Source organism: Brevundimonas sp. VNH65, from assembly GCF_049445955.1.
In the GTDB taxonomy this organism is placed as follows: domain Bacteria; phylum Pseudomonadota; class Alphaproteobacteria; order Caulobacterales; family Caulobacteraceae; genus Brevundimonas.
Genome location: NZ_JBMSDX010000002.1, coordinates 207,397 through 231,222, shown reverse-complemented (window position 1 = coordinate 231,222; position 23,826 = coordinate 207,397). Strand labels below are relative to the sequence as shown.

General features: G+C 69.0%; 21 protein-coding genes. 5 read left to right on the top strand and 16 right to left on the bottom strand.

Annotation, left to right across the window (positions count from 1 at the left end):
• Window positions 1-10: 10 nt before the first annotated feature.
• The 5 genes from infB to ACO2Q1_RS04955 form a co-directional block, all read right to left on the bottom strand.
• A complete protein-coding gene (gene infB, locus ACO2Q1_RS04975) occupies window positions 11-3,040 on the bottom strand; it encodes a translation initiation factor IF-2 (protein ID WP_423328438.1) in 3,030 nt (1,009 codons plus the stop codon).
• 117 nt (window positions 3,041-3,157) lie between these two features.
• A complete protein-coding gene (locus tag ACO2Q1_RS04970; RefSeq protein ID WP_423328437.1) occupies window positions 3,158-3,856 on the bottom strand; it encodes an RNA-binding protein in 699 nt (232 codons plus the stop codon).
• Between the two features lie 18 nt (window positions 3,857-3,874).
• A complete protein-coding gene (nusA, locus tag ACO2Q1_RS04965) occupies window positions 3,875-5,605 on the bottom strand; it encodes a transcription termination factor NusA (RefSeq protein WP_423328436.1) in 1,731 nt (576 codons plus the stop codon).
• Window positions 5,605-6,201 (bottom strand): ribosome maturation factor RimP, encoded by a 597-nt coding sequence (gene rimP / locus ACO2Q1_RS04960; protein WP_423328435.1) that lies wholly within the window; start codon window positions 6,199-6,201, stop codon window positions 5,605-5,607. Before rimP ends, nusA begins: the two co-directional genes overlap by 1 nt.
• A 144-nt stretch (window positions 6,202-6,345) precedes the next feature.
• Window positions 6,346-8,301: a methyl-accepting chemotaxis protein gene (locus tag ACO2Q1_RS04955; RefSeq protein ID WP_423328434.1), complete on the bottom strand. Its 1,956-nt coding sequence runs from the start codon at window positions 8,299-8,301 to the stop codon at window positions 6,346-6,348.
• 188 nt (window positions 8,302-8,489) lie between these two features.
• On the opposite strand from ACO2Q1_RS04955, the gene ACO2Q1_RS04950 reads away from it, so the two are divergent.
• Both ACO2Q1_RS04950 and ACO2Q1_RS04945 read left to right on the top strand, forming a co-directional pair.
• On the top strand, window positions 8,490-8,954 hold the full coding sequence (locus ACO2Q1_RS04950) for a MarR family winged helix-turn-helix transcriptional regulator (RefSeq protein ID WP_423328433.1): 465 nt from the start codon (window positions 8,490-8,492) through the stop codon (window positions 8,952-8,954).
• 209 nt (window positions 8,955-9,163) lie between these two features.
• Window positions 9,164-9,691, top strand: a complete 528-nt coding sequence (locus ACO2Q1_RS04945; RefSeq protein ID WP_423328432.1) for a biotin transporter BioY — start codon at window positions 9,164-9,166, stop codon at window positions 9,689-9,691.
• Here ACO2Q1_RS04945 and trmB read toward each other — a convergent pair.
• The 9 genes from trmB to rpe all read right to left on the bottom strand — a co-directional run bounded on the left by trmB (window position 9,681) and on the right by rpe (window position 17,770).
• Window positions 9,681-10,376, bottom strand: coding sequence for a tRNA (guanosine(46)-N7)-methyltransferase TrmB (gene trmB, locus ACO2Q1_RS04940; RefSeq protein WP_423328431.1), 696 nt, complete (start codon window positions 10,374-10,376; stop codon window positions 9,681-9,683). The genes ACO2Q1_RS04945 and trmB overlap by 11 nt on opposite strands.
• A 108-nt stretch (window positions 10,377-10,484) precedes the next feature.
• Window positions 10,485-11,675: a methionine adenosyltransferase gene (gene metK / locus ACO2Q1_RS04935; RefSeq protein WP_423328430.1), complete on the bottom strand. Its 1,191-nt coding sequence runs from the start codon at window positions 11,673-11,675 to the stop codon at window positions 10,485-10,487.
• A gap of 59 nt (window positions 11,676-11,734) precedes the next feature.
• On the bottom strand, window positions 11,735-12,178 hold the full coding sequence (locus ACO2Q1_RS04930) for a hypothetical protein (protein ID WP_423328429.1): 444 nt from the start codon (window positions 12,176-12,178) through the stop codon (window positions 11,735-11,737).
• Window positions 12,179-12,242: 64 nt separating this feature from the next.
• Complete coding sequence (locus ACO2Q1_RS04925; RefSeq protein ID WP_423328428.1) at window positions 12,243-12,692, bottom strand: helix-turn-helix domain-containing protein; 450 nt, start codon at window positions 12,690-12,692, stop codon at window positions 12,243-12,245.
• Between the two features lie 170 nt (window positions 12,693-12,862).
• Entirely contained in the window at window positions 12,863-13,075 is a 213-nt protein-coding gene (locus tag ACO2Q1_RS04920; protein ID WP_423328427.1) for a hypothetical protein, read from the bottom strand.
• A 145-nt stretch (window positions 13,076-13,220) separates the two neighbouring features.
• Window positions 13,221-14,825: a bifunctional phosphoribosylaminoimidazolecarboxamide formyltransferase/IMP cyclohydrolase gene (gene purH / locus ACO2Q1_RS04915; protein ID WP_423328426.1), complete on the bottom strand. Its 1,605-nt coding sequence runs from the start codon at window positions 14,823-14,825 to the stop codon at window positions 13,221-13,223.
• Window positions 14,826-14,889: 64 nt separating this feature from the next.
• Complete coding sequence (locus ACO2Q1_RS04910) at window positions 14,890-15,282, bottom strand: hypothetical protein (RefSeq protein ID WP_423328425.1); 393 nt, start codon at window positions 15,280-15,282, stop codon at window positions 14,890-14,892.
• Window positions 15,282-17,102, bottom strand: coding sequence for a heparinase II/III family protein (locus ACO2Q1_RS04905; protein WP_423328424.1), 1,821 nt, complete (start codon window positions 17,100-17,102; stop codon window positions 15,282-15,284). Before ACO2Q1_RS04905 ends, ACO2Q1_RS04910 begins: the two co-directional genes overlap by 1 nt.
• Window positions 17,103-17,107: 5 nt before the next feature.
• Complete coding sequence (gene rpe / locus ACO2Q1_RS04900; RefSeq protein WP_423328423.1) at window positions 17,108-17,770, bottom strand: ribulose-phosphate 3-epimerase; 663 nt, start codon at window positions 17,768-17,770, stop codon at window positions 17,108-17,110.
• Between the two features lie 101 nt (window positions 17,771-17,871).
• Between rpe and rhuM the strand changes: the two genes are divergently transcribed.
• Complete coding sequence (gene rhuM, locus ACO2Q1_RS04895; protein WP_423328422.1) at window positions 17,872-18,930, top strand: RhuM family protein; 1,059 nt, start codon at window positions 17,872-17,874, stop codon at window positions 18,928-18,930.
• On the opposite strand, the gene ACO2Q1_RS04890 is transcribed toward rhuM, so the two are convergent.
• Both ACO2Q1_RS04890 and ACO2Q1_RS04885 read right to left on the bottom strand, forming a co-directional pair.
• Window positions 18,921-20,195, bottom strand: a complete 1,275-nt coding sequence (locus ACO2Q1_RS04890) for an RsmB/NOP family class I SAM-dependent RNA methyltransferase (protein WP_423328757.1) — start codon at window positions 20,193-20,195, stop codon at window positions 18,921-18,923. The two genes, rhuM and ACO2Q1_RS04890, sit on opposite strands and share 10 nt — an antisense overlap.
• Window positions 20,196-20,344: 149 nt before the next feature.
• Window positions 20,345-22,309, bottom strand: a complete 1,965-nt coding sequence (locus ACO2Q1_RS04885; RefSeq protein WP_423328421.1) for a potassium transporter Kup — start codon at window positions 22,307-22,309, stop codon at window positions 20,345-20,347.
• A 191-nt stretch (window positions 22,310-22,500) separates the two neighbouring features.
• Between ACO2Q1_RS04885 and ACO2Q1_RS04880 the strand changes: the two genes are divergently transcribed.
• Window positions 22,501-22,971 (top strand): Rrf2 family transcriptional regulator, encoded by a 471-nt coding sequence (locus tag ACO2Q1_RS04880; RefSeq protein ID WP_423328420.1) that lies wholly within the window; start codon window positions 22,501-22,503, stop codon window positions 22,969-22,971.
• A gap of 6 nt (window positions 22,972-22,977) precedes the next feature.
• Entirely contained in the window at window positions 22,978-23,784 is an 807-nt protein-coding gene (locus tag ACO2Q1_RS04875; RefSeq protein WP_423328419.1) for an SDR family NAD(P)-dependent oxidoreductase, read from the top strand.
• Window positions 23,785-23,826 lie beyond the last annotated feature (42 nt).

The following is a 23,826-nucleotide window of genomic DNA, read 5'->3' as shown; positions in this document are numbered from 1 at the left end:
CCATTTCGTCCTAGTCGAGGGTGCGCTTGACCTCTTCGACGGTGAAGCACTCGATGTAGTCGCCTTCCTTGATGTCCTGGAAGCCCTGGAACTGCATGCCGCATTCCTGGCCCGAGGGCACCTCGTTGACCTCGTCCTTGAAGCGCTTGAGCGTGTTGAGCACGCCCAGCTCCAGAACCACCACGTCGTCGCGGATGATGCGGACGCGGGCGCCCTTGCGGACGACGCCCTCGGTGACCCGGCAACCGGCGATCTTGCCGATCTTGGTGATGTCGAACACCTGGAGCACCTGGGCGTTGCCCAGGAAGGTTTCGCGCTGGAGCGGCGCCAGCATGCCCGAGAGCACGCCCTTCATGTCGTCCAGCAGGTCGTAGATGATCGAGTAGTAGCGGATCTCGACACCTTCACGATCGGCCAGTTCGCGCGCCTGTTTCGAGGCGCGGACGTTGAAGCCGAGGATCGGCGCCCCGGCCGACTTGGCCAGCTGGACGTCGCTCTCGGTGATGCCGCCGGCGCCGGACATGACGATGCGCGCGCGCACCTCGTCGTTGCCCATCTTCTCGAGCGACGAGGCGATCGCCTCGCCCGAGCCCTGGACGTCCGACTTGATGACGACCGGCAGCTCCGAGATCTTCTTGGAGCCCAGCTTGGCCATCATGTCGGCCAGCGACACCTGGTTGATGCCGCCGGTGGCCTTCTCGCGCTTCTGACGGGCGCGGAACTCGGTCAGTTCACGCGCGCGGGCCTCGTTCTCGACCACGGCGAAGACGTCGCCCGGAGACGGCGCCTCGGACAGGCCGAGAATCTCGACCGGAACGGAGGGGCCGGCCTCGGTCAGCTGTTCGTCGCGCTCGTTGAGCAGGGCGCGCGCCTTGCCCCAGCCGGTGCCGGCCACGACGATGTCGCCCTTGTTCAGGGTGCCGCGCTTGACCAGGACGGTGGCGACCGGGCCGCGACCCTTGTCCAGCTTGGCCTCGATGACCACGCCCTCGGCCGAACGGTCGGCGTTGGCGCGCAGGTCCATGACCTCGGCCTGGACCAGGATGGCGTCCAGAAGACCGTTCAGGTTCAGCCGCTCCTTGGCCGAGACCTCGATGATCTGGGTGTCGCCGCCCAGGGACTCGGCGATGACCTCGTACTGCAGCAGTTCGTTGACCACCTTGGTCGAGTTGGCGTCCGGCTTGTCGATCTTGTTGACCGCCACGATCAGGGGCGCATTGGCCGCCTTGGCGTGCTGGATGGCCTCGACCGTCTGGGGCATGACGCCGTCGTCGGCGGCCACGACCAGGACCACGATGTCGGTGACATTGGCGCCGCGCGCCCGCATCGCCGAGAAGGCGGCGTGGCCGGGCGTGTCCAGGAAGGTGACGCGCTGGCCGTCTTCCAGGCGCACCTGATAGGCGCCGATGTGCTGGGTGATGCCGCCGGCCTCGCCGCCTGCGACGTCGGTGGTGCGCAGGGCGTCCAGCAGGGAGGTCTTGCCGTGGTCGACGTGGCCCATGATGGCCACGACCGGTGCGCGCTGTTCGGTCGCATCGGCGTCGTCGGCCTCGGCCAGGAAGCCTTCTTCCACGTCCGAATCCGAAACGCGGCGGACGGCCATGCCGTATTCCTCGGCCACCAGTTCGGCGGTGTCGGAATCGATCACGTCGTTGACCTTCATCATCAGGCCCTGACGCATCAGGAACTTGATGATGTCGACGCCGCGCACGGCCATGCGGTTGGCCAGTTCGCCCACGGTGATGACGTCGGGAATAACGACTTCACGCGGACGGTTCGGCGTGTCGGTGGATCCGCCCTTGCGCTTTTCCTTCTCGCGTTCACGCGCCCGGCGGACCGAGGCCAGGGAGCGCATGCGTTCGGCGGCGTCCTCGTCCCCTCCGGCCACGGCCTGGATGGTCAGGCGGCCTTCGCGACGCTTGGGCTCGCCGCGCGTGCGGGAGACGGCCTTGCCGGGCGCGCTTTCCGAGAAGCGACGCTCACGGTCGTCCTCGCGGCCCACAGGACGGCCGAAACCGGCGCCTGCGCGGCTGGGTCGGGCGACCTCGGGCGTCGCCGGGGGCTGGTTGGGGCCGGGACGGCCGCCGGGACCGGTGCGCGGACCGCCGGGGCGGGCGGCGCCGGGAGCGGGACGGGGGTTGAGCGCGGAATAGCGGACGGGCTCGGCCGGACGCGGGGCGCGACCGCCGGGGCCTCCGGCCGGACGTTCGCCGGAGCGGGCGGCCGGGGCGCGATCACCGCCCGAGGGACGATCGGAATAGCTGCGCTCGCCGCCGCCCATGGCTTCTTCACGGGCCGAGCGGCCGCCGAAGGCCGGACGTTCGAGAGCGGCGCGCTGCGGGTTGCCTGGCTTGGGCGCCCGCTGGCCGAAGTTGACCACGGGACGCGCAGGGGCCGCCGGCCGCGCCGGAGCAGCTGGGGTCGGGGCGGCGGGAGCCGCAGCGACGGGCGCAACCGGCGGGGCGGCCGCTGCGGGAGCCGGCTTGGCCGGTTTGGCGGGGGCCGGCGCGGCGGCGCTCAGCTTGGCGGCTTCGGCGCGGGCGGCCTCGGCGGCGGCGCGGGCGGCGGCGGCCTCGGCCTCGGCGGCCTGGGCGGCGCGCGCCGTGGCGGCGGCCTGTTCGCGGGCGGCGGCGTCGCGACGGGCCTGCTCCTCGGCCTGGGCCTTGGCGCGCTCGGCCTGCTGGCGCTGGGCCAGTTCGATGGCGCGGCGACGGGCCTCCTGCTCCTCGCCCGACAGGCTGCCGCCGGCGGGCTGGGGACGCGGGGGCGCGGCCGGACGCGGAGCGGCGGCCGGGGCGTCAGCGCGCGGACGCGCGACGTCGAAGCCTTGCGGACGCTGCGGCCCGCCGGTCGGACCGGCGCGACGCTTGGTCTCGACCACCACCGTCTTGGTGCGGCCGTGGCTGAAGCTCTGGCGCACGGTGCCGGTCGAAACCGATCCCGTCGTGCGCGGCTTCAGGCTCAGGGGCGCGCGCGGCCCCGTGCCGGAGGGAGTTCCGCCAGCCTGGCCGTCCTTGGTCTTGTCGTTCTCGTCGTTCATCCGGTCGCTTTACTCGTGGCGGGGAAGTCCGCCCAATCTCTTTATCGTCACGCAAACGCAAATAGCCGAGCGCGGTCGTTCCCGTCGTGGGAACGGCCCCGCCCGTCGATCAGCCCGTCAAGGCTCGCCTCCCGGGTCTTCATCCGGGCCCGCCGCGGGAGGCGCCGCAGACGCCTGGGGCGTCGGACGCCGGTCCCATTCCGGAGGCCGCAGCGGACGAAATCCCGCCAGTCGATCCATCTCGGCGGTGAAGCGGTCGGCCCGCCCGCCCGCGAGAAGGACGGCGTGTATCACATTTTCCAGCCCGAGGGCCAAACTCAAATCTTGCGAGGCGAACAGGCCGCAGACGCGCGCGCCCTGTTTCAGCGACGGCGCGTGCCGCGCCAGACCCAGAATCTTGCCCCGCCCGTCAGCGGCGCCGTCGGCCGCCTCGATCACCCAGGCCGCCGATCCGGCGCGGATCGCCTGTCCGGTCTTTTCGAAGCCCGAGATAAGCACGCCTTCGCGCCGGGCAAGGCCCAGCTGTTCAAGGCAACGCCGCATCAGCAGGGTTTCGACCGTCGCGTCGAGGTCGGCGGACGGCTTGAGCGGCGCGCGGGCGGCGCGGGCGAACAGGTTCTTCTTCGCCGCCGTCTGGACCGAGGCGCGATCGGCCGCGACCCAGAGGCCGCGACCCGGCAGCTTGCGGCCGAGATCGGGCGCCACCGCGCCGTCCGGCCCCGCGACGAAGCGGATCAGACGAGATTCGTCCATGACCTGGCCGGTGACCAGGTCGCGACGCTCTCTATCCGATGCGTTCGCCTCGCGCGGGGTCATGGACGGCCGGGGCTCCCATCACGCGTCTTGAGGCTGGTCGTCGGCCTCGGCCGCGACCTCGTCAGAGGCGTCTTCCGCAGCCGGCGCGTCGCCGAACACGGCCTCGGGGTCATATTCGCCGTCGGCGTATTCGACCTCTTCCTCGTATTCCGGCTGGGGCAGTTCGGAGGCGTCGATCCAGCCGGCCGCCACGCGGGCCTGCAGGATCAGCAGTTCGGCGTCTTCCTGGCTGAGGTTGAAGCTTTCCAGCACGCCGGTCGTCTTGACCCGCTCGCCGTTCACCACCTCATAGCCGCCGCGCACCTCGTCCGTGGCCAGGTCGGCCAGGTCCTCGACCGTCTTGACGCCGCCCTCTCCGAGCGCGACCGCGATCGGCAGGGTCACGCCCGGCACGTCCAGCACGCCGTCCTCGACGCCCAGCTCCTTGCGCTTGGCGTCCTGCTCGGCGGCCAGCTTGTCGAGGAAGTCGCGGGCGCGGGCCTGCAGTTCCTCGGCGGTGTCCTCGTCGAAGCCCTCGATCTCGGCGACCTCATAGCTCTCGACATAGGCCAGGTCCTCGACCGTGGCGAAGCCTTCGGTGACCAGCAGCTGGGCGATGACCTCGTCGACGTCCAGGGCTTCCTGGAACAGGGCGGTGCGCTCGGAGAACTCGCGCTGACGGCGCTCCGAGTCCTGGCTCTCGGTGATGATGTCGATCTGCCAGCCGGTCAGCTGGGAGGCCAGGCGGACGTTCTGGCCGCGACGGCCGATGGCCAGCGACAGCTGTTCGTCGGGCACCACGACCTCGACGCGGCCGGCTTCCTCGTCCAGCACCACCTTCGACACCTCGGCCGGGGCCAGGGCGTTGACGATGAAAGTCGGCTCGTCCGGGTTCCACTGGATGATGTCGATCTTTTCGCCCTGCAGCTCGGCCACGACCGCCTGAACCCGCGAGCCGCGCATGCCGACGCAGGCGCCGACGGGGTCGATGGAGCTGTCGTTGGACAGGACGGCCATCTTGGCGCGCGAGCCCGAGTCGCGGGCGGCGGCGCGGATCTCGATCACGCCGTCATAGACCTCGGGCACTTCCTGGGCGAACAGCTTGGCCATGAAGCCGGGGTGGGCGCGCGACAGCATGACCTGCGGGCCCTTGGCCTCGGGCCGGACGTCGTAGATGTAGGTGCGGACGCGGTCGCCGATGTTGAACACCTCGCGCGGGATCGACTGGTCGCGGCGCATGACGCCCTCGCCCCGGCCCAGATCGACGATGGTGTTGCCGTATTCGACGCGCTTGACCGTGCCGTTGACGATCTCGCCGACGCGGTCCTTGAACTCTTCGTACTGGTTGGCGCGCTCGGCCTCGCGGACCTTTCCGGTCACGACCTGGCGGGCCATCTGGGTCTGGACGCGGCCGAATTCGAACGGCGGCAGCTCCTCGACATATTCCTTGCCGACCACCGCCTCGGGATCGCGCTTGGAGGCGTCGGTCAGTCGCACCATGGCCGAGTCGTTGAACTCCTCCAGCTCATCCTCCGGCTGCCAGTCGTCCTCGACGATGGTGACGTGACGGGTCAGGCTGAGCTCGCCGGTCTTGTGGTCGATCTTGGCGCGGATGTCGTGATGGGCGCCGTAGCGCGACTTGGCGCCCTTCTGGATCGCCTCCTCGATCGCCTCGATGACGATCTCGCGGTCGATGTTCTTTTCCTGCGCGACCGCATTGGCGATCTGGAGCAGCTCGAGGCGGTTGGCGGAAATACCGGTGACGGCCATCAGGCGTTGTCCTCAGAAGGTTTGGTCTTGGTGTTGCGGTCTTCGGGCGCTGCGGAAGGCAGGCCGTCGTCTTCAGGTTCGCCTCGGCGGGCGCGGATCTCGGCGCCGCGCTTCAGCAGGGCGTCGTTCATGACCAGCTTGGCGTCCACCAGCCAGTCGAAGGGGATCAGGGCGGTGTCGTCCTCGCCGTCCAGGTCGATGCAGATATTCTGCTCCTCGGTCCCGGCCACGACGCCCTTGAACCGCTTGCGACCCTCGATCATCCGGTCGGTCTCGAGGCGCGCCTCCAGGCCCTCGAACAGGTCGAAGTCCTTCAACCGGGTCAGGGGGCGATCGATGCCGGGCGACGACACCTCCAGCAGATACTCGCCGGGGATGGGGTCGGCGGCGTCGAACACCTCGGACACCGCGCGCGACAGGCGGGCGCATTCCTCGACCGAGATGTCGTTGTCCGACGGCCGCTCGGCCATGATCTGCAGCCGCTGGCGCAGGGTGCCGCCCATCAGGCGCACGCGCACGACCTCCAGGCCGAGGCTTTCGGCGATGGGGTCGATCAGCTCGATCAGCTGGCGGTCCTGGGCGGTCTTGGCGCGCAAGGCGGAAGCGGTCCTTGGAAAAAACAAAAGCGGCGAGCCGTCCGGCCGCCGCTTGAAACGGCGTCGTCGGACGCCGGTCTAACGATGTGAGGGGGCATATAGGCGAAAGAGGGAGGCTTGTCAGCCCCCGCTTTCTCCGAAGGGTCAGAACTCCTCCCAGCCGTCTTCGGCGGCGGCGGGCTCATAGCGGGGCGCGGCGCCGCCACGACCGGTGGTGCGCAGGGCCGCGACCGGACGGGCCGCCGGGCGGGGCTCGGCGGGACGGGCCGGGGCCTGACGGGCGGCCGACGCCGAACGTTCGGCGCCGATGCGGAAGCGCGACACCGACTGGGCCAGAACCTGGGCTTCCTGCGACAGGGAGTGGCTGGCGGCCGTCGACTGCTCGACCATGGCGGCGTTCTGCTGGGTCACCTGATCCATCTGGTTGACGGCGGTGTTGACCTGCTGGAGGCCGGTGGCCTGCTCCTGGGCGGAGGCGGCGATTTCGGACACCAGGCCGTCGATCTCGGCGACACGGCCGACGATGCGTTGCAACGCCTCGCCCGTCTGGCCGACCAGGGTGACGCCCGAGTTCACCTGGGTGCTGGAATGGGAGATCAGCGACTTGATCTCCTTGGCGGCCTCGGCCGAGCGTTGAGCCAGGGCGCGGACTTCCGAGGCCACGACGGCGAAGCCGCGGCCGGCGTCGCCCGCACGGGCGGCCTCGACCCCGGCGTTCAGGGCCAGAAGATTGGTCTGGAAAGCGATCTCGTCGATCACGCCGATGATCTGGCTGATCTCCTGGGCCGACTTCTCGATGTCGCCCATGGCGCTGACGGCGTCGCGGACGACCACGCCGGAGGCTTCGGCGTCGCTCTTGGCGGCCTGGACGGTGTCCGAGGCCTGGCGCGCGCCCGAGGCGGTGCGATTGACCGTGGCGGTGATCTCGTCGAGGGCCGCGGCGGTTTCCTCCAGCGACGCCGCCTGCTGTTCGGTGCGGCGCGACAGGTCGTCAGCGGCCTGGCTGATCTCGCCGGAGCCGGAGCGGATGGCGGCGACGTTCTGAACCACAACGCCCATGGCTTCCTGAAGCTGGGACACGGCGCGGTTGAAGTCGTCCTTCAGCTGTTGGGCGCGCGGCGCGACGTCGGCGGTGAAGCGATGGGTCAGGTCGCCGTCGGCGATGGCCGACAGCCCCTTGCCCAGGGCCTCGACCGTCACGGCGTCCTCGGCGGCGATGCGCGCCTTCTCGGCCTCGTTGGCGGCCCGCTCGGCGTCCGTCATGTTGCGGTCGGCGGCCGCCTGGGCCTCCAGCCTGACCGCTTCCAGGCCGGACGCGCGGAACTTGGCCAATGCGCCGGCCATCGCACCGATCTCATTCCGCCCTGGGCTGACTTCGACCTGTGTTTCGAGGTCGCCGTTCGCCAAACCTGCAGTGGCCTCGGCCAGCTTCGACAGAGGATAAAAAACCCGCTGCGACATCAGCCAGGCTGCAACGGCCAAAACGACAGAGATGAGGATTCCGAAAGTGGCCAACACCATCAGGCCGGCGTCCGTCTGGGCGAAGGCGGCGGCCTCATGGCGGTCTTTTGCCTCGCGAGCGGCCAGGACCGTGGCGTCGATTCCTCGGCGGTGACGGGCATAGGCTTGGCTGATCTCTTCATATGCCGCTTCCATGGCCGGACGATCGCCCGCTTCGACCGCCGGAATGAAGCGGTCGTCGATGAGCGCCCAGAAATCCTCCGCCGCCGGATGGGCCTGGTCCAAAAGGGCAGTCCTCGCCTCCGGGCCGATGTCGGACACCCTCCAGGCGTGAAGTCGCGCCTCGTAGGCTTGTCTCAGCGCGCGGAGCGACGGCAGCAGGGCGCGAGCTTCATCCGGGCTGACCATGATCTGGTTGATGACCAGAAAGGGTTCGATCGCATAGGCGGGCGGAGGCAGGATGTCCGCCTCGAGATCTTTGTCGGAAATAATCTGCTCGTAGGCGCCGCCTCCGATGCGGACGGTGTGGAACGTCCAGGCCGCAACGCCGGCGAACAGCGTCATCAGCAAGCTCAGTCCGGCCAGGCCGATCAAAAAATACCGCTTCAGCATCCGCTCGGCTCTCCCCAGATCCAACATGGTCTCTTGGCGAGTCGGCGAGATAAGTGGCGGCGGTTTATCCCCTGTTATCCGGTAATGAAGTGTTCAATGGTTGGTGTCCAAACTGCTGCCGGCGCAATGATTGCGATTTGCAGGATAACCTGCTGGAAATCATTTTGAGGCGAAATAAGTCGGGCTAGTCGAAACACACCTTCCCGGCGTGCGTCATGCCTTACGATCTGCAGAATTCGCTGCGTCCGACGGACGAGCGCGCGGCGCTTGAGCTGGACACAGCGCGCGCCATCGTCGCCGTGTCACGCCAGTGGCGCGCCCGCTTCGCCGAACGACTTCGCGTCGCCCATCACACCGAGACGACCTATTCTGCGCTTGTCTGCCTGGCGGATGCGCCTTCCGGATTGAAACAGTCGGAACCGGCCGCCAAGATCGGCATCACGAGCGGAGCGCTGGTGCGTCAGCTTGATGTTCTGGAGGCGCGCGGGCTTATCGTCCGGAGCACGATTGTCGGCGATCGCAGGGCCCATCTTCTGCTTCTCACCCCGGCCGGCCGCGATGCCACCCGTGAGCTTGTCGGGCTGGCGCAGGCGTTCCGCGCGACGCTGTTCGCACACATGGACGGTGCGTCCCTGACGGGATTGTGCAGGTCGCTCAGCGCGTTTTCAGCAAGCGCTTGAGAGGACATCCGCCCCTCGGCGGAGTCCGACGTCAGCTGAATCTGGGCGGGGAAGGGCCGCATGTCGGGCGCCGGCCGCGCCTGCATCAGCGCCGTTTCGTCGAAGCCCTGGGCCAAGGCCGTGTCTATCAAGGGCAGACATATTGATCAGGGGGCGCACGAAGACAGGCGGTCCTTGCGGCGAAAGCCGGGTCGTGGTCATCGGACGAGATGAGCGAGACCCGTTTCGATCGGCGCAGGGCGTTTCTCGCATTGGCGATGGCGGCGGTCATGGCGGCCTCGGCCCAGATCAATGCGCCCATGCACCCCGTGCCCATGACCTTGCAGAGCGCGGCGGTGCTGCTGGCCGGGGTCTGGCTGGGGCCCGCATGGGGCGTGGCGTCGGTCCTGATCTATCTGGGAGCGGCGGCGATCGGTCTGCCGGTTCTGGCGGAAGGAGCGGGCGGGGCCGGCCGATTTCTCGGCCCCACGGCCGGCTATCTGTTCGCCTTTCCCGTCGCGGCGGGTCTGGCGGGCGAGGCGGCGCGGCGCGGCTGGATGGAGCGACCCGCCGCCGGGATCGCGATCCCGTGTGCGGCCCATGTACTGCTGCTGGGCCTGGGGACGGCCTGGCTGGCGCGATCGCTGGGCTGGGGCGAGGCGGCCGCGGTCGGGTTCATGCCGTTCCTGATCGGCGCCGTGGTGAAGTCGGGGCTGGTCTGGCTCGTCTGGCGCGGCCTGAGGAAGATCAGGCCCTGACGAAGTCGAGGAAGATCGGCGCGGTGTCGCCGAGCTTCTTTTCCTCATAGCGGGTGACGATGTGGTCGGCGGGGGCAATGCGCCAGTCGTCGGCGCGTTCGGCCGTCCAGTCGAGATCGGGATTGCGCTCGAACCGCTCCAGCGCCCAGTCGGCGTAGTCCTTCCAGTCGGTGACGAAGCGCAGGCGGCCGCCGGGCTTGAGGACGCGGACCAATTCGGCGGTGAAGTCGTCCTGGACCAGACGGCGCTTGTTGTGGCGCGCCTTGTGCCAGGGGTCGGGGAACAGGATCATGACCCGGTCCAGGCTGGCGTCGGGCAGGGCGTCCACCACCGCCCGGGCGTCGTCGGCATGGACCCGGACGTTCTTCAGCCCGCCCTCGTCGATGTGGCGCAGCAGGGAAGCGACGCCGTTGAGAAAGGGCTCGCAGCCGATGATCAGGGCCTGGGGGTGACGGGCGGCCTGACCGGCCAGGTGCTCGCCGCCACCGAAGCCGATCTCCAGCCAGACCTCGGTCGCCTCGGGCATGAGGGCGCGTGGATCGATCGGCCCGGCCTTGGGGTCGGGCAGGGCGACCTGCGGCATCAGGGTGTCGAAAAGGGCCGCCTGTTTCGGCTTGATCGGCCGCGACTTGATGCGGCCGAAGGTGCGCAGCGGGCGATGGGGAGAGGCGGGGTCGGAAGCCATGGTTTGGAGGCGAGGTTCGAGGTTTCAGGGATGAGGTTTCAGGGAACGATCGATCGACCCAAGCCTCGGACCTCTACCCTAGAACCTCGAACCTGGAACCTCGTCCCTTCAGGCCAGCGCCTTGAGCTGATCGACCAGGTCGGTCTTTTCCCAGGAGAAGCCGCCGTCCGCGTCCGGCGTGCGGCCGAAATGGCCGTAGGCGGCGGTGCGGGCGTAGATCGGCTTGTTCAGGCCCAGGTGCTGGCGGATGGCGCGCGGGGTGGCGCCGCCGATCAGGGCCAGGATGTTGGCTTCCAGGACGCTCTCGGCGATCTTGCCCGTGCCGTGCAGATCGACGTGGATCGACTGGGGCTTGGCCACGCCGATGGCGTAGGAAATCTGGATGGTGCAGCGGTCGGCCAGGCCGGCCGCCACGACGTTCTTGGCAAGATAGCGGCAGGCGTAGGCGGCCGAGCGGTCCACCTTGGTCGGGTCCTTGCCAGAGAAGGCGCCGCCGCCGTGGGGCGCCGCGCCGCCGTAGGTGTCGACGATGATCTTGCGGCCGGTCAGACCGGCGTCGCCGTCCGGGCCGCCGATCTCGAAGATGCCGGTCGGATTGATGTGCCACACGGTCTCGTCGGTGATGAAGCCGGCGGGCAGGACGCTCTCGACGACGGGCCGGACCACGGCGGCGACGTCGGCCTGGGTCTTTCCGGCGGCGTGCTGGGTCGAGACGACGATGGAGGTGGCGCGCACGGGCCGGCCGTTTTCGTACTGGAGCGTGACCTGGCTCTTGGCGTCCGGCTCCAGGATCGAGCCGCCGGCGTGGCGGATCTCGGCCAGCTTCCTCAGGATGTTGTGGCTGTAGGCCAGGGTGGCCGGCATGAGTTCGGGCGTCTCGTTGGAGGCATAGCCGAACATGATGCCCTGGTCGCCCGCGCCTTCGTCCTTGGTGTCGGTGGAATCGACGCCGACGGCGATGTCCGCCGACTGGCCGTGCAGGTGATTGGAGAAGTCGAAGGTGTTCCAGTGGAAGCCCGACTGCTCATAGCCGATGTCCTTGACCGCGGCGCGGACGGCGGCCTCGATCTCGGCCTCGACGCCCGGCGCCCAGCTGTCGTTCTCCCAGATGCCCTTGCCGCGAATCTCGCCGGCCAGAACCACGCGGTTGGTGGTGGTCAGGGTTTCGCAGGCGACCCGCGCCTCCGGATCCTTGGACAGGAACAGGTCGACGATGGTGTCCGAAACCCGGTCCGCGACCTTGTCGGGATGGCCTTCGGAAACGCTTTCGGACGTGAATTGGAAGCTGGTGCGGGACAAGGGAAGCTCCGTCAGGCCGCTGAAGTCAGCCGCACACATATAAAGACATGTTTATATGTTCAAGCAGGAACCTGATGCGACCGATGGGTCGCGGGCGCCTCGCGGGCCAGCCAACGCTCGGCCACCCCGCCCGCCAGCGCCAGGACGACCAGAAGATCGAACACCGCCAGCGCCGCCAGATTGGCCGTCTCATTGATGTCCGGCAGCAACAGGCGGGCGAGATGCGAGGCGACAGCCAGCGCCTGGGCCGCCGTCGCGGCCAGCAGCCACCAGCGGTCGCGGGTCAGGGCCAGACGACCCAGCACCAGCATCAGACCCAGGTCGCTGAGCGCCAGGCCGGCGGACAGCCGCCCGATCTTCCAGTCAAACAGCACGAGGCCGACCGCCCAGGCGATCAGAATGGCGGCCGTGGCCGCCCGTTCGGGGCGACCGCCGAAAAACCAGGCGAGACCGACCGCAAGGGACAGGGTCGCGAACACGAACACCGGATACTGCAACGCCATGCCTCACCCTAGATCGCGGTGAGGCCGCCTGGCCAGCCCTGTCGGGGCCGGGCCGCCGGCGGCCTCAGCGTGACAGTCGGGCCTGAGACCGGTGCAGGGGGGAGGCCAGGGCGAACTCGCGCGGGTGCTGCTCCAGCAGCCGGTGGTAGTCGCCCACCAGAACCGTCACCGTTGTGGTCGTCACGGCCAGGGCCAGCGACAGCCCGGCCATCATCAGCACCCGGGCGTAGGCGTTGCGCGGGGGCGGACGATAGCCGAAGCGGCCGAGATCCGCCGCCATCTGCGGCGCGGGGTCGGATGGAGCCGTGGCCACGATCGCGGGCGCCGCCGGCTCCGGCGTCAGCAGGGCCAGGGCCGCCTTGCGCCGATTGACGCCCAGTCTCTGGCACGCCTCGTGGACATGCTTCTTCACCGTCGCTTCCGAGATGCCGAGCACGGCGGCGATTTCGCGATCGGTGCGGAACGCCGTCAGACGCAGACATTCCTCCTGACGGGCGCTGAGGCCTGGACGCATGCAATTCCCCCTGCATCGCGCGGCTTGGCGCCGCTTGCGGTAAATTCATCCAGTATCGACCCGTTCTCACAAATCAAGACACCATTTTGGGGCTCAAGCGGAAATGAGCGTTCCTTGATTTTGCTCAATGCAGCGATATTGGACCAAAACCTATCTCGAGTGGGAGAATTTCAGGCTTTGCATGCCAGTCCCGGCCTAAGGATCGCCGACAAATGGAAGGATTTTGCGAAAACATGCGTTTCATGGGCGCGGATGTTGCGTCGCCACTTTTTTGTGATTCCGGCGTCATCCGTTGCGGATGGGTTGCGAAACTGTGGCGAGATTGTCGGCATCAGGGCGCCGAGGGGGATTTCGTGCTGCGGATGGCCGGTCAGGCGCATCAATCCGCCGTCCTGTGACGAGGTCGCGCTCTTCGACCGGGGTCGGCGCGGCGCAACGGGCCGAACGAAAAAGCCCCGGCGCGCGGGCGCCGGGGCTGAAAGGATCAGATGACGGGCGGTCGAACGACCGCGTCGGGGGGAATGAGGGTCAGTGCCGGAAGACGCGGACCCCGGTGAAGGCCATGGCGATCCCCTTTTCGTCGGCCGCAGCGATGACTTCGGCGTCGCGCATCGAACCTCCCGGCTGGATGACGGCCGTGGCGCCGGCCGCAACGGCCTCCAGCAGGCCGTCGGCGAAGGGGAAGAAGGCTTCCGAGGCGCAGGCGGAGCCCTCGGCCAGGGAATGGGCGAGGCCTTTCGCCTCGCCGGCCTCGCGGGCGCGGATGGCGGCGATGCGGGCGCTGTCACGACGGTTCATCTGGCCGGCGCCGATGCCCGCCGTCTGACCATCCTTCGCATAGACGATGGCGTTGGACTTGACGTGCTTGGCCACGGTGAAGGCGAACAGCATGTCCTGGATTTCCGTCGGCGTCGGCTGGCGCTTCGTCACGATCGTCAGGTCGGCGGGCTTGATCAGGCTGCGATCGCGCGACTGGACCAGGAAGCCGCCGGCGACCGAGCGGAACACCTCGCCCGGACCGTGCGGATCGGGCAGGCCGTCGGTGATGAGCAGGCGCAGGTTCTTCCTGGCGGCGAAGACGGCGCGGGCCTCGTCATCGGCGCCCGGCGCGATGACCACCTCGGTGAAAATCTCGGTGATGGCGCGGGCGTCGGCGCCGTTCAGCGGGCGGTTGACGGCGATGACGCCGCCGAAGGCCGAGACCGCGTCGCACTCCAGGGCGCGGGCATAGGCTTCCGACAGGTCCTTGCCGACGGCCACGCCGCAGGGATTGGCGTGTTTGACGATGACGACGGCGGGCTGTTCGAACTCGGCGACCAGCTCATAGGCGGCGTCGGCGTCAGCGATGTTGTTGTAGCCCAGCTCCTTGCCCTGGACCTGTTCGGCCCAGGCGACGCCCGGGCGGCGCTCTCCGGTGCGATAGAAGGCGCCCGTCTGGTGCGGATTCTCGCCGTAGCGCAGGGTCTGGGCCAGCGAACCGGCGATGGATTTGCGGGCGGGGGCGGCGTCGTCCAGCTGTCCGGCGAACCAGCCGGAGACGGCGGCGTCGTAGGCGGCGGTGCGGGCGAAGGCGCGGGCGGCCAGTTTCTTGCGCAGGGCCAGGGTGGTGGCGCCGTCGGCCTTGATCGCCTCGACGATCAGGGCGATCGATTCCCCGTCCACGGCCACAGCGACATGGCCGTGGTTCTTGGAGCCGGAACGGATCATGGCCGGGCCGCCGATGTCGATGTTCTCGATGGCCGCCTCGAAGCCGCCGCCGGATTCCACCGTCTTCTCGAAGGGGTAGAGGTCGATCCAGACGATGTCGATCGGACCGATGTCGTGGGTCGTCATGGCCTCGGCATGGGCCGGGGCGTTGCGCACGCCCAGCAGGCCCCCGTGAACCACGGGGTGCAGGGTCTTGACCCGTCCGTCCATCATCTCGGGGAAGCCGGTCAGGTCGGCCACGTCCATCACCGGCAGGCCGAAACCGGCGATGGCCGCCTTGGTGCCGCCGGTCGAGACCAGTTCGACGCCGGCCGCATGCAGGGCGCGCGCCGCGTCCTCCAGACCCGCCTTGTCCGACAGGGAGATCAGGGCGCGGACAGGCGTGATCGCGTCCGGGGCGGGCGGAAAGTCTGGAGCGGCGGGCATGGGGGCCTCGGATTCGGGGAGCGGGAGAAGACGCGCGGGCGTCTAGCACCGCAACGAGCCTTGGTCACCCTTGGTGAACGACCACCACGAAAGTCGGCTCTGCTTCCGAAATCACGTTCAGGCAGCCTCCGCCGGTCACGAACAGATACTCGCGAGCTTCCGGGTTGAGCTCGCGGATCAACCGCGACTGACTGGCGCCGAAAACAGAGTCCTCCATCCTGTAAGCGAGGTGATTTGGTCGATGTCCGTCGCCGCCGACATCGCCTTCGGTGCTCAGCCAAACCTCATCCAGAACACGAAACACCAGAATGCTCGGAAACCAGACTTCCAAATGCTGACCAGCCACCTCCGTCGCGAAGGTCGCCCAGAGTCCCTCTCTCGCATATTCGATCGTCAGCAGATCGCTTTGAACCGCTTGAAGCGCAGTCGGTAGCTCGAGCGGGAAGTAGCGCGCCACTACACCGGATCGCCGCTCGCGCCCGCCGGGCTGAGTTTCCAGCGGACCTTGGTCTCGGCGTCGGTGCGGGCCGAGCCGCGCACGACGATCTGGAGGCTGCGGCGGGTCAGGCCGTCGTCGATGTGGACGCTGGGCTCGATGGCGACGTCGGGGCCGTCGGTGCGGAACCACCAGCCCCGGCCGGAATGGCCGCGCAGCAGGATCGATCGCTTGTCGCGGGCCAGGGAGGCCTGGACGCCCGGCTCCAGATGGAAGCGCACGGCGTAGGGGGCGGCGATGGCGCGGACCACCTCTTCCTGGCCGGGGGCGGGGAACAGCCGCTCCTCGGCGCGCAGTTCGTCCAGCCTCTGGTCCACGTAGAGGCGGCGCTGATGCATCAGGCCGAAGGGCACGGCCCAGCCGTCGTGCTCGATCTCCAGCCAGACGGCGCCCTCGGCCTGACGATGTTCGGCGCCGACGTGGACCGGGCGGCCGACCAGACGCGGCCCCAGCATCTCGCCCTTCCAGCCGCCGAGCGGTTCGCCCAGCGATTGTTCGCCCAGGGTCAGGGTCGAATGGCCGGGGGTGAGGCGCAGTCCGGCGCGGTCGGTCGCGCGGGGCGTCCAGCCCGATCCGGTGATCAGCCGGTCCTTGCCGCAGACGATCTCGAGCGCGGCGGGCTGGGCGCAGGCGGTCTCGGACCAGGCGCCGTGCGGAGCGGGCGCGACGTCGGCCACGATGGTCAGCAGGGCGCCGTGCAGGCGGCGCAGCCCCGCCACCTCGGCGCCGGCGGCGTGGGGAGCGGTTTCGACGCCGGCGGCCTCGTCATGGGCGCGGGCGGCGGCGACGCGCTCGACATGCGACGGCCCCCCGCCCTGGAAGCTGACCAGACGACCGTCGGGCAGGGCCAGGGTGCGCAGACCGCCGGTCAGCCGCTGGATGGCGGCGGCGACGGGTTCGGGCGTCGGTTCCGAAACCTGGCCCAGGGCGTCCGTCAGGGTCAGAAGATCGAGCAGCAGCTCCAGCCCGGCCTCGGCGCTGCGCGAGGCGTGGCCGCCGTCGGCGTCGACGGTGACCTTCAGCGCGCCGCCGAGACGCGACAGGGCGCGGCGGCGGATCGCGGCGCCCGGCGCCCCGGCCAGGACACAGCCGGCCAGGGCCGCCGCTGTCAGCTTCTGGGCGCGCGAGGCCAGGCCGCCCGGCGGGCGCAGCAGCTGGCGGGCCTGACGCGCCAGAAGGTCGGTCAGGCGCAGGCGTTCGAGGTCATCGGCGACGGCGCCCATCTTGCGGGCCCAGCAGGCCAGGTTGAAGGTGCGTCGGGCCAGAATGTCCGGCCCCCAGGCGAAGGGCGACCAGCGGGCGAAATGGTCGCCCCAGGCCAGGGTCAGGCGCAGCGCCTCGCGCGCGCCGCGTTCGCCCTGGCTCATCAGGCCGGGCAGCCAGTTGAAGCTGTGCAGTTCGACCGCGAAGCCGCGGCTGGGGCTGGGACGGTCCCAGGGGATCTCGTCGGGCTCGAGCTCCAGACCGGCGCCGGCCAGGGTGAAACGGCCGCCGAGAATGGCCTTGCCGACATTGGCGTCGATCGGGCGCGGATCGCGCGGCCCTGCGGCGAGGGCCGGGATTTTCGGCCCCTTCAGCGTCAGGCCGTAGCCCGGCACGCCGTACAGCTCGATCCACATCTGCCGGGTCAGCACCCGCCCGGCCAGGGCGGGCCAGAGCGAGGGGCCGGTCATCGGCGCGCCGGTCTTGACCGGGGTGCGCACCGGGGCGCCCTTCAGTCCGGGAATGGCGCCTCCGACAAGAGCGTCGGCGTCGTCGGTCTTGCGCGAAAAGGGCCCCATGGGGGTCAGGCCGCCGACTTCAGGGCGGCGATATTGGCCGCATAGGCGTCCGGCCCGCCCTTGAAGACGAAGGAGCCGGCGACCAGGGCGTCGGCCCCGGCGGCGACGCAGGCCCCGGCGTTGGCGGCCACAACGCCGCCGTCCACCTGCAGGTGGGCGGGCGATCCGGCGGCGTCCAGGATGGCGCGGGCGCGACCGATCTTGTTCAGGGCGCTGTCGATGAACTTCTGGCCGCCGAAGCCCGGGTTGACCGACATGATCAGCACCAGATCGACCAGGTCCACCACCTCTTCCAGGATCGACAGGGGCGTGCCGGGATTGAAGACGACCCCGGCCTTGGCGCCCAGATCGCGGATGCGGCCGAGGGTGCGGTGCAGGTGCGGGCCGCTCTCGGGGTGAACGCTGAGAACATCCGCCCCGGCGGCGCGATACGCCTCCAGCCAGGGATCGACCGGCGCGACCATCAGGTGGACGTCGAACGGCAGGGAGGTGTGCGGCCGCAGGGCCTTCACCACATCCGGTCCGATGGTGAGGTTCGGCACGAAATGGCCGTCCATAACATCGACATGGACCCAGTCCGCCCCGGCCCGCTCAAGCGCCGCGACCTCCTCGCCCAGACGGGCGAAATCGCTGGCGAGGATCGACGGACAGATCAGGGGCGCGGCCATGGTCTCCGGGGATAAGGCGCGTCGAAGGCGGGGGCAAGGCGGGTTGGAACGCCGTCTCAATCGTGTTCTACTAATGTTCCAAGGGGAAGTCGTCGATGTCCATGGATGATCTCGCCGGACATGAACCGGTGCACGTGTTTGAGGATCAGGAAACGGGCGACCGCTTCCTGATCTACGGAACGGCGAAGGGTGCGCGCGTGGAACTGCGATTCGACGGCGATGCCTTGTGGATGACGCAGGCGCAGATCGCGACCCTGTTCGGTCGAGATGTGTCAGTCATTTCCCGCCACATCACTGCGATTCTCGAAGAGGGCGAGTTGGACGAGGCCACTTCTTTGCAGAAAATGCAAACAAGTGGCTTGGGTAGACCCGGCACGATCTACAGCCTCGATATGGTGATTTCGGTGGGCTACCGGGTCAGTTCGGCCCAGGCGACGCTGTTTCGTCGCTGGGCGACGGCCGTGCTGGTGCGGTTCGCAACTCGCGGCTTTGTTGTTGATGTGGAGCGTTTGAAGGCGGGAGGCGAACAGGACCGTGTTCGCGAACTGCGCGAGATCGTTCGCGACATCCGCAGCAGCGAAGCGAACATCTATGCAGAAATTCGCAACATCTGCGCCCTCTGCCAGGACTATGATCCGAAGTCGGAGGCCTGGCGTGAGTTCTATCGCAACACCCAGGCCAAGCTCTGCCATGCGGTGACCAGCCTGACGCCGGCGCAGGTGATCATTTCCCGTGTCGATGCGGACAACGAGACCTTGGGATTGCAGGCTTGGGCAGGTGAGCGCATTCGCTCCGCTGACGTCACGGTTGCCAAGAATTACCTGCGTGAGCCGGAGGTTCGTGAGTTGAACCGGCTGACCGATATCCTGCTCTCGATCTTTGAGGACCAGCTGGAGATCGGCCGACTGACCACCATGGCGGAGGCGTCAGCTTTGCTTGATCGCCAACTTCGGGGGCTTGGGCGCATCCCTCTCAACCACGGTGGCGAGGTTTCGAAGGAGCGTGCGGATGAAGAGGCGCGGCGGCAGTATCGGATATTTGACGCCGAGCGCCGCACGGCTGAGAAGGCGCGTGTCGATCAGGAGTATGCAGAGCTCAGAAAATCGACCGAGAAGCTGCCGAAGGGACGCAAAGCTGCCAAACGCCGAGATCAGGACTGATCTCGCTCGAGGCGGGCGATGAAGAAACCGTCCAGACCGCCGTGTTCGGGCCAGAGGGAGGGCAGAATGCGGAGCCAGCCTTCGGGCGTCAGGGCTTCGGGCGGCGCGCCCACGGCGGCGGGATCGGCGGAGGCGGTCCGGAAATCGGGGCGGCGGCGCAGGAAGGCGGTGATCTGGGCCTCGCCCTCCTCGCGCTCCAGCGAACAGACGCAATAGACCAGCCGGCCGCCGGGGCGCACCCGTTCGGCCGCCGCGTCCAGAAGGCGATGCTGGACGTCGGCCAGATCGCCGACGTCGCCCGGACGCACGGCGCGAAGGGCCTCGGGGTTACGGCGGAAGGTGCCGGTCGCGGTGCAGGGCGCATCCAGCAGGACGGCGTCGAAGGCGCGCGGGTCGTCCCAGTCCTCGCCGGTGGTCGCGACGATCTCGGCGTCGAGGCCGGTGCGCGCCAGATTGGCTGTGAGCCGTTTCAGGCGCGAGGCCGAACGGTCGAGAGCCGTGACCGCCGCGCCGGCGGCGGCCAGTTGCAGGGTCTTGCCGCCGGGGGCGGCGCACATGTCGAGCACGGTCTCGCCCGGCTGCGGGGCCAGCAGACGGGCCGGGACGGCGGCGGCGGCGTCCTGGACCCACCAGTCGCCCGCGTCATAGCCGGGCCAGGTCGAAAGATCGCCGCGACGTCCGGTGCGCACCGATCCGCCGGCCAGAACCCGGCCGTCCAGCGCCCCGGCGACGGCGGCTGCGTCGGCGTCGGGCTTCAGGCTGAGGTCGGTCGGCGGCTCTTCCCGGGCGGCCAGGGCCAGGGCGATCAGGGCCGGTTCGCCGTAGGCGGCCCGCCAGCGGGCCGCGATCCAGTCGGGGAAGTTGCTCTCGGCGGTCGTCAGGCCGGGACCTTCGCGCTCGATCCCGCGCAGGACGGCGTTGACCAGGGCCTTGTAGGGTCGGGCCTTGGGGTCGCGTTCGGCCAGTTTGACGGCGGTGGAGACGGCGGCGAAAGCGGGGGTCTCCAGCACCAGGGTCTGGGCCAGGGACACGCGCATCAGGGTGCGGACGACCTCGGGCGGCGACTTCTTCAGGCGGCGGTCCAGGATCTGGTCGATCTCGCCCAGCCGACGCAGGGCGGCCATGGCGACCGCACGGGCGAAAGCCCGGTCGGCCGGGGGCAGGGCGGCGATCTCGGCCTTCGCCATGGCCTCGTCCAGGCCGTTGCGACGCGCCAGGGCGGCGTTCAGCAGGGCGCCGGCGGCGACGCGGGCCTCCACGCCGATATCCGTTGCAGGGTCGAGGTTCGAGGGATGAGGGTTGATGGGGGACCGGTCGGGCTTTCGGGGTCCACGACCCTTTTCGGCCAGGCGTCGTCCGCGCGCGCCGGAATTCTGGCCTTCGGGCCCTCGCCCCTCGCCCCTCGCCCCTCCGGTCAAACCGACACCTGCGTACCCAGTTCGACCACGCGGCCGGGCGGGATGTGGAAGAAGTCGGTCGGGTTGGCGGCGTTGCGCATCAGGAAGATATACAGCTTGTCCTGCCACAGGGGCATGCCCTGCTGGGCGGCCGGCACGACCGAGCGACGGCCCAGGAAGAAGCTGGTCGACATGATGTCGAACTTCAGCCCCTGCTTGCGGCACAGGCCGAGGGCGCGCGGAACTACCGGGCTTTCCATGAAGCCGTAGCTGAGGGTGATCTTCTTGAAGTCCTCGTTGATGGGCTCCATGGCGATCCGCTCGCTGTCGGGCACGCGCGGCCGGTCGGTGGTGCGGACCGTCAGGATGATGTTCTTCTCGTGCAGCACCTTGTTGTGCTTGAGGTTGTGCATCAGGGCCACCGGCGCGACGTCCGGGTCGGAGGTCAGGAAGACCGCCGTGCCCGGCGCCCGGTGCGGCGGACGGGCGCGCAGCATCTCGATCAGGTCCTCCAGCGGCAGGCTGTCCTTCTTGGCCTTGGCCGACAGCAGCTGACTGCCGCGCGTCCAGGTCCACATGATCAGGACCAGGCCGGCGCCGAGCACGAGCGGCATCCAGGCGCCGTCCGGAATCTTGAGCAGGTTGGAGGTCAGGAAGACGGTGTCGATGAAGCCGAACGGGATGAGCACGGCCAGGGCCGTCCACACCGGCCAGCGCCATTTCTTGGTGATGACCGAGAAGCTCATCAGGGTGTTGACCAGCATGGTGCCGGTGACGGCCACCCCATAGGCCGCCGTCAGATTGTGCGAGCTCTGGAAGGCGAAGAGCAGGACCAGAACCCCGACCAGCATCAGGCTGTTGATCGCCGGGACGAAGATCTGGCCGGCCTGGGTCTCGGAGGTGAAGCGGATGTCGATGCGCGGCAGCAGGCCCAGCTGCACCGCCTGTTGCGTGACCGAGAAGGCCCCGGTGATCACGGCCTGGGAGGCGATGATGGTCGCCAGGGTCGCCAGCAGCAGCATCGGCCAGTAGGCGAACTGGGGCACCATGTTCCAGAACGGATTCTCGGACGCCGCCGGGTGCGCCAGGATCAGGGCGCCCTGGCCGAGGTAGTTCAGGGTCAGGCAGGGCAGGACGAAGACCAGCCAGCCCATGCGGATCGGCGCCTTTCCGAAATGGCCCATGTCCGCATAGAGGGCCTCGGCCCCCGTGACGGCCAGGAAAACGCTGCCCAGGATGACGAAGCCGAGGAAGCCGTCGTTGATCAGCAGCTGCACCCCGTAGTGAGGCGACAGGGCCCTCAGGATCGAGATGTCATCGAAGATGTGGTACAGGCCCAGCCCGCCCAGGCACAGGAACCAGACCGCCGTCACCGGCCCGAAGAACTTGGCCAGGCCCTCGGTCCCCTTGGATTGAACCAGGAACAGGCCGATCAGGATCCCGGCCGAAATGGGCACGATGAACGGATCCAGCGAGCCGCCGAAGCCCGGCGCCTCCTTCAGCCCCTCGACGGCCGACAGGACCGAGATCGCCGGGGTGATGATGCCGTCGCCGTAGAACAGGGCCGCGCCGCACACGCCGAGGACGAAGATCCAGGCGCTGCGCCGGCCGATCGCCCCCTGCGCCAGGGCCATCAGGGCCAGGGTGCCGCCCTCGCCCTTGTTGTCGGCGCGCATCAGGAAGAAGACGTATTTGAACGTCACCACCACCATCAGGGCCCAGAAGGCCAGGGACACGACACCCACGACCGCCAGGTCGCCGCCCACGCCGTCGCGGGCGTGGTCGATCGCCTCGCGCAGGGCGTAGAGCGGGCTGGTGCCGATGTCGCCGAACACCACGCCGATGGCGCCGATGGTCAGTGCCCAGAATCCGGCCTTTCGCGCCCCGCCATGAGCGGGGGCGGGCGAAGGGGCGGCGGTGTCGGTGGTCGAGGAGGGCGGAGCGGGGGGAGCGCCGTCGCCTCGGGGATCATCCCCTGCCATGAGTATCCTCCGGGTCGCGTCTGCCACGCACCCATCAAAGCGGCGCTGCCTTAGGCCCTTTCCATTCGAGGTTCAATCGCGCCCATCACCAATCCGTTGCACGGTGTTCGCCGCGACACGGCCGTCGGGTTTGGGCGGGGATTTGTGAAATGTCGGGCGAGCGCCTATTTTCAGGCCTCACCGGGTGATCCATGTCCGACAGCCAACGCTTTCCCGTCGCCGCCCACGCCCTGGCCTATATGGCCCACAAGGGCGCGACCTCACCCGAAAAGGCGGCGCCCAGCGCGGTCCTGGCCGCCTCGATCCCGACCAATCCCGTCGTCGTGCGCCGTGTGACGGCGCAACTGGCCAAGGCCGGGCTGATCGCGACCCGGCCCGGCGCCTCGGGCGGGTCCTGGCTGCTGGCCGCGCCCGAGGACATCCGACTGGACCAGGTGCTGGCGGCGGTGAACGGCTGCACCCACCTGGGATCGCCGCCCCAGGGGGCCAAGGGCTGTCCGATCAGCGAACATATCCCGCGTCAGGTGGCCCGCGCCCTGACGGCCGCCGATACGGCGGCGGCCGAGGCCCTGTCCAAGATCACCATCGCCGACCTGCTGGCGGAAAATCCACCCTCGCTGGCGGGACTGGCGCCCCACCCCGCCTGTCCGGTCGCGGCCTGATCCGGGGTGGGGAGGCAAAGACGCACGGTCCTGGTCACCGGAGCCTCGGCCGGCATCGGCGATGCCCTGGCGCGGGTCTATGCAGAGAACGGCTGGGACCTGATCCTGACGGCGCGGCGCGAGCCGGCCCTGGCGGCCCTGGCGGCGGAGCTGAGCGAGCGGTTTGGGACGGTCTCGGCCGTGATCCCCGCCGACCTGGCCGATCCGGCCGCGCCCGAGACCCTGGCAGCCGAGATCGCGCGGCGCGGTCTGACGGTCGACGGCCTGATCAACAACGCCGGATTCTCGCGTACGGCCGGCTTCATCGCCACTGACCCGGCCGACCAGGCGGCGATGCTGCGGGTCATGTTGCTGGCGCCGGTCGAACTGGCGCGGCTGTTCTCGCCCGGCATGGTGCAGCGCGGATACGGCCGCATCATCAATGTCGCCTCCCTGGCCGGGTTGATGCCGGCGACCGGGGGCGACACCCTGTACGGGCCGATCAAGAGCTTCCTGATCAAGGCCTCGGCCGGCCTGTGGCTGGAGATGCAGGGCACGGGTGTCCATGTCTCGGCCCTTTGCCCCGGCTATACCTATAGCGAGTTTCACGACGTTAACGGCTCGCGGGCCGAGGTCTCGGCCGCCTATCCGCGCTGGATGTGGCAGACCGCCGACGAGGTGGCGCGGGCGGGATACGCCGGGGCGGAGTTGAACCGGCCGCGTGTCGTTTCCGGCTGGCGCAACGGGATGCTGGCGGCGATCCCGAAGGTTCTGCCGGACGGCCTGGCGCTGAAGATCACCGCAGGACATGCGCGGCGGCTGAAACGGATCTAGATTCCGCTCGCCGGATTGAACCGTCAGGTCACGCCGACGCAC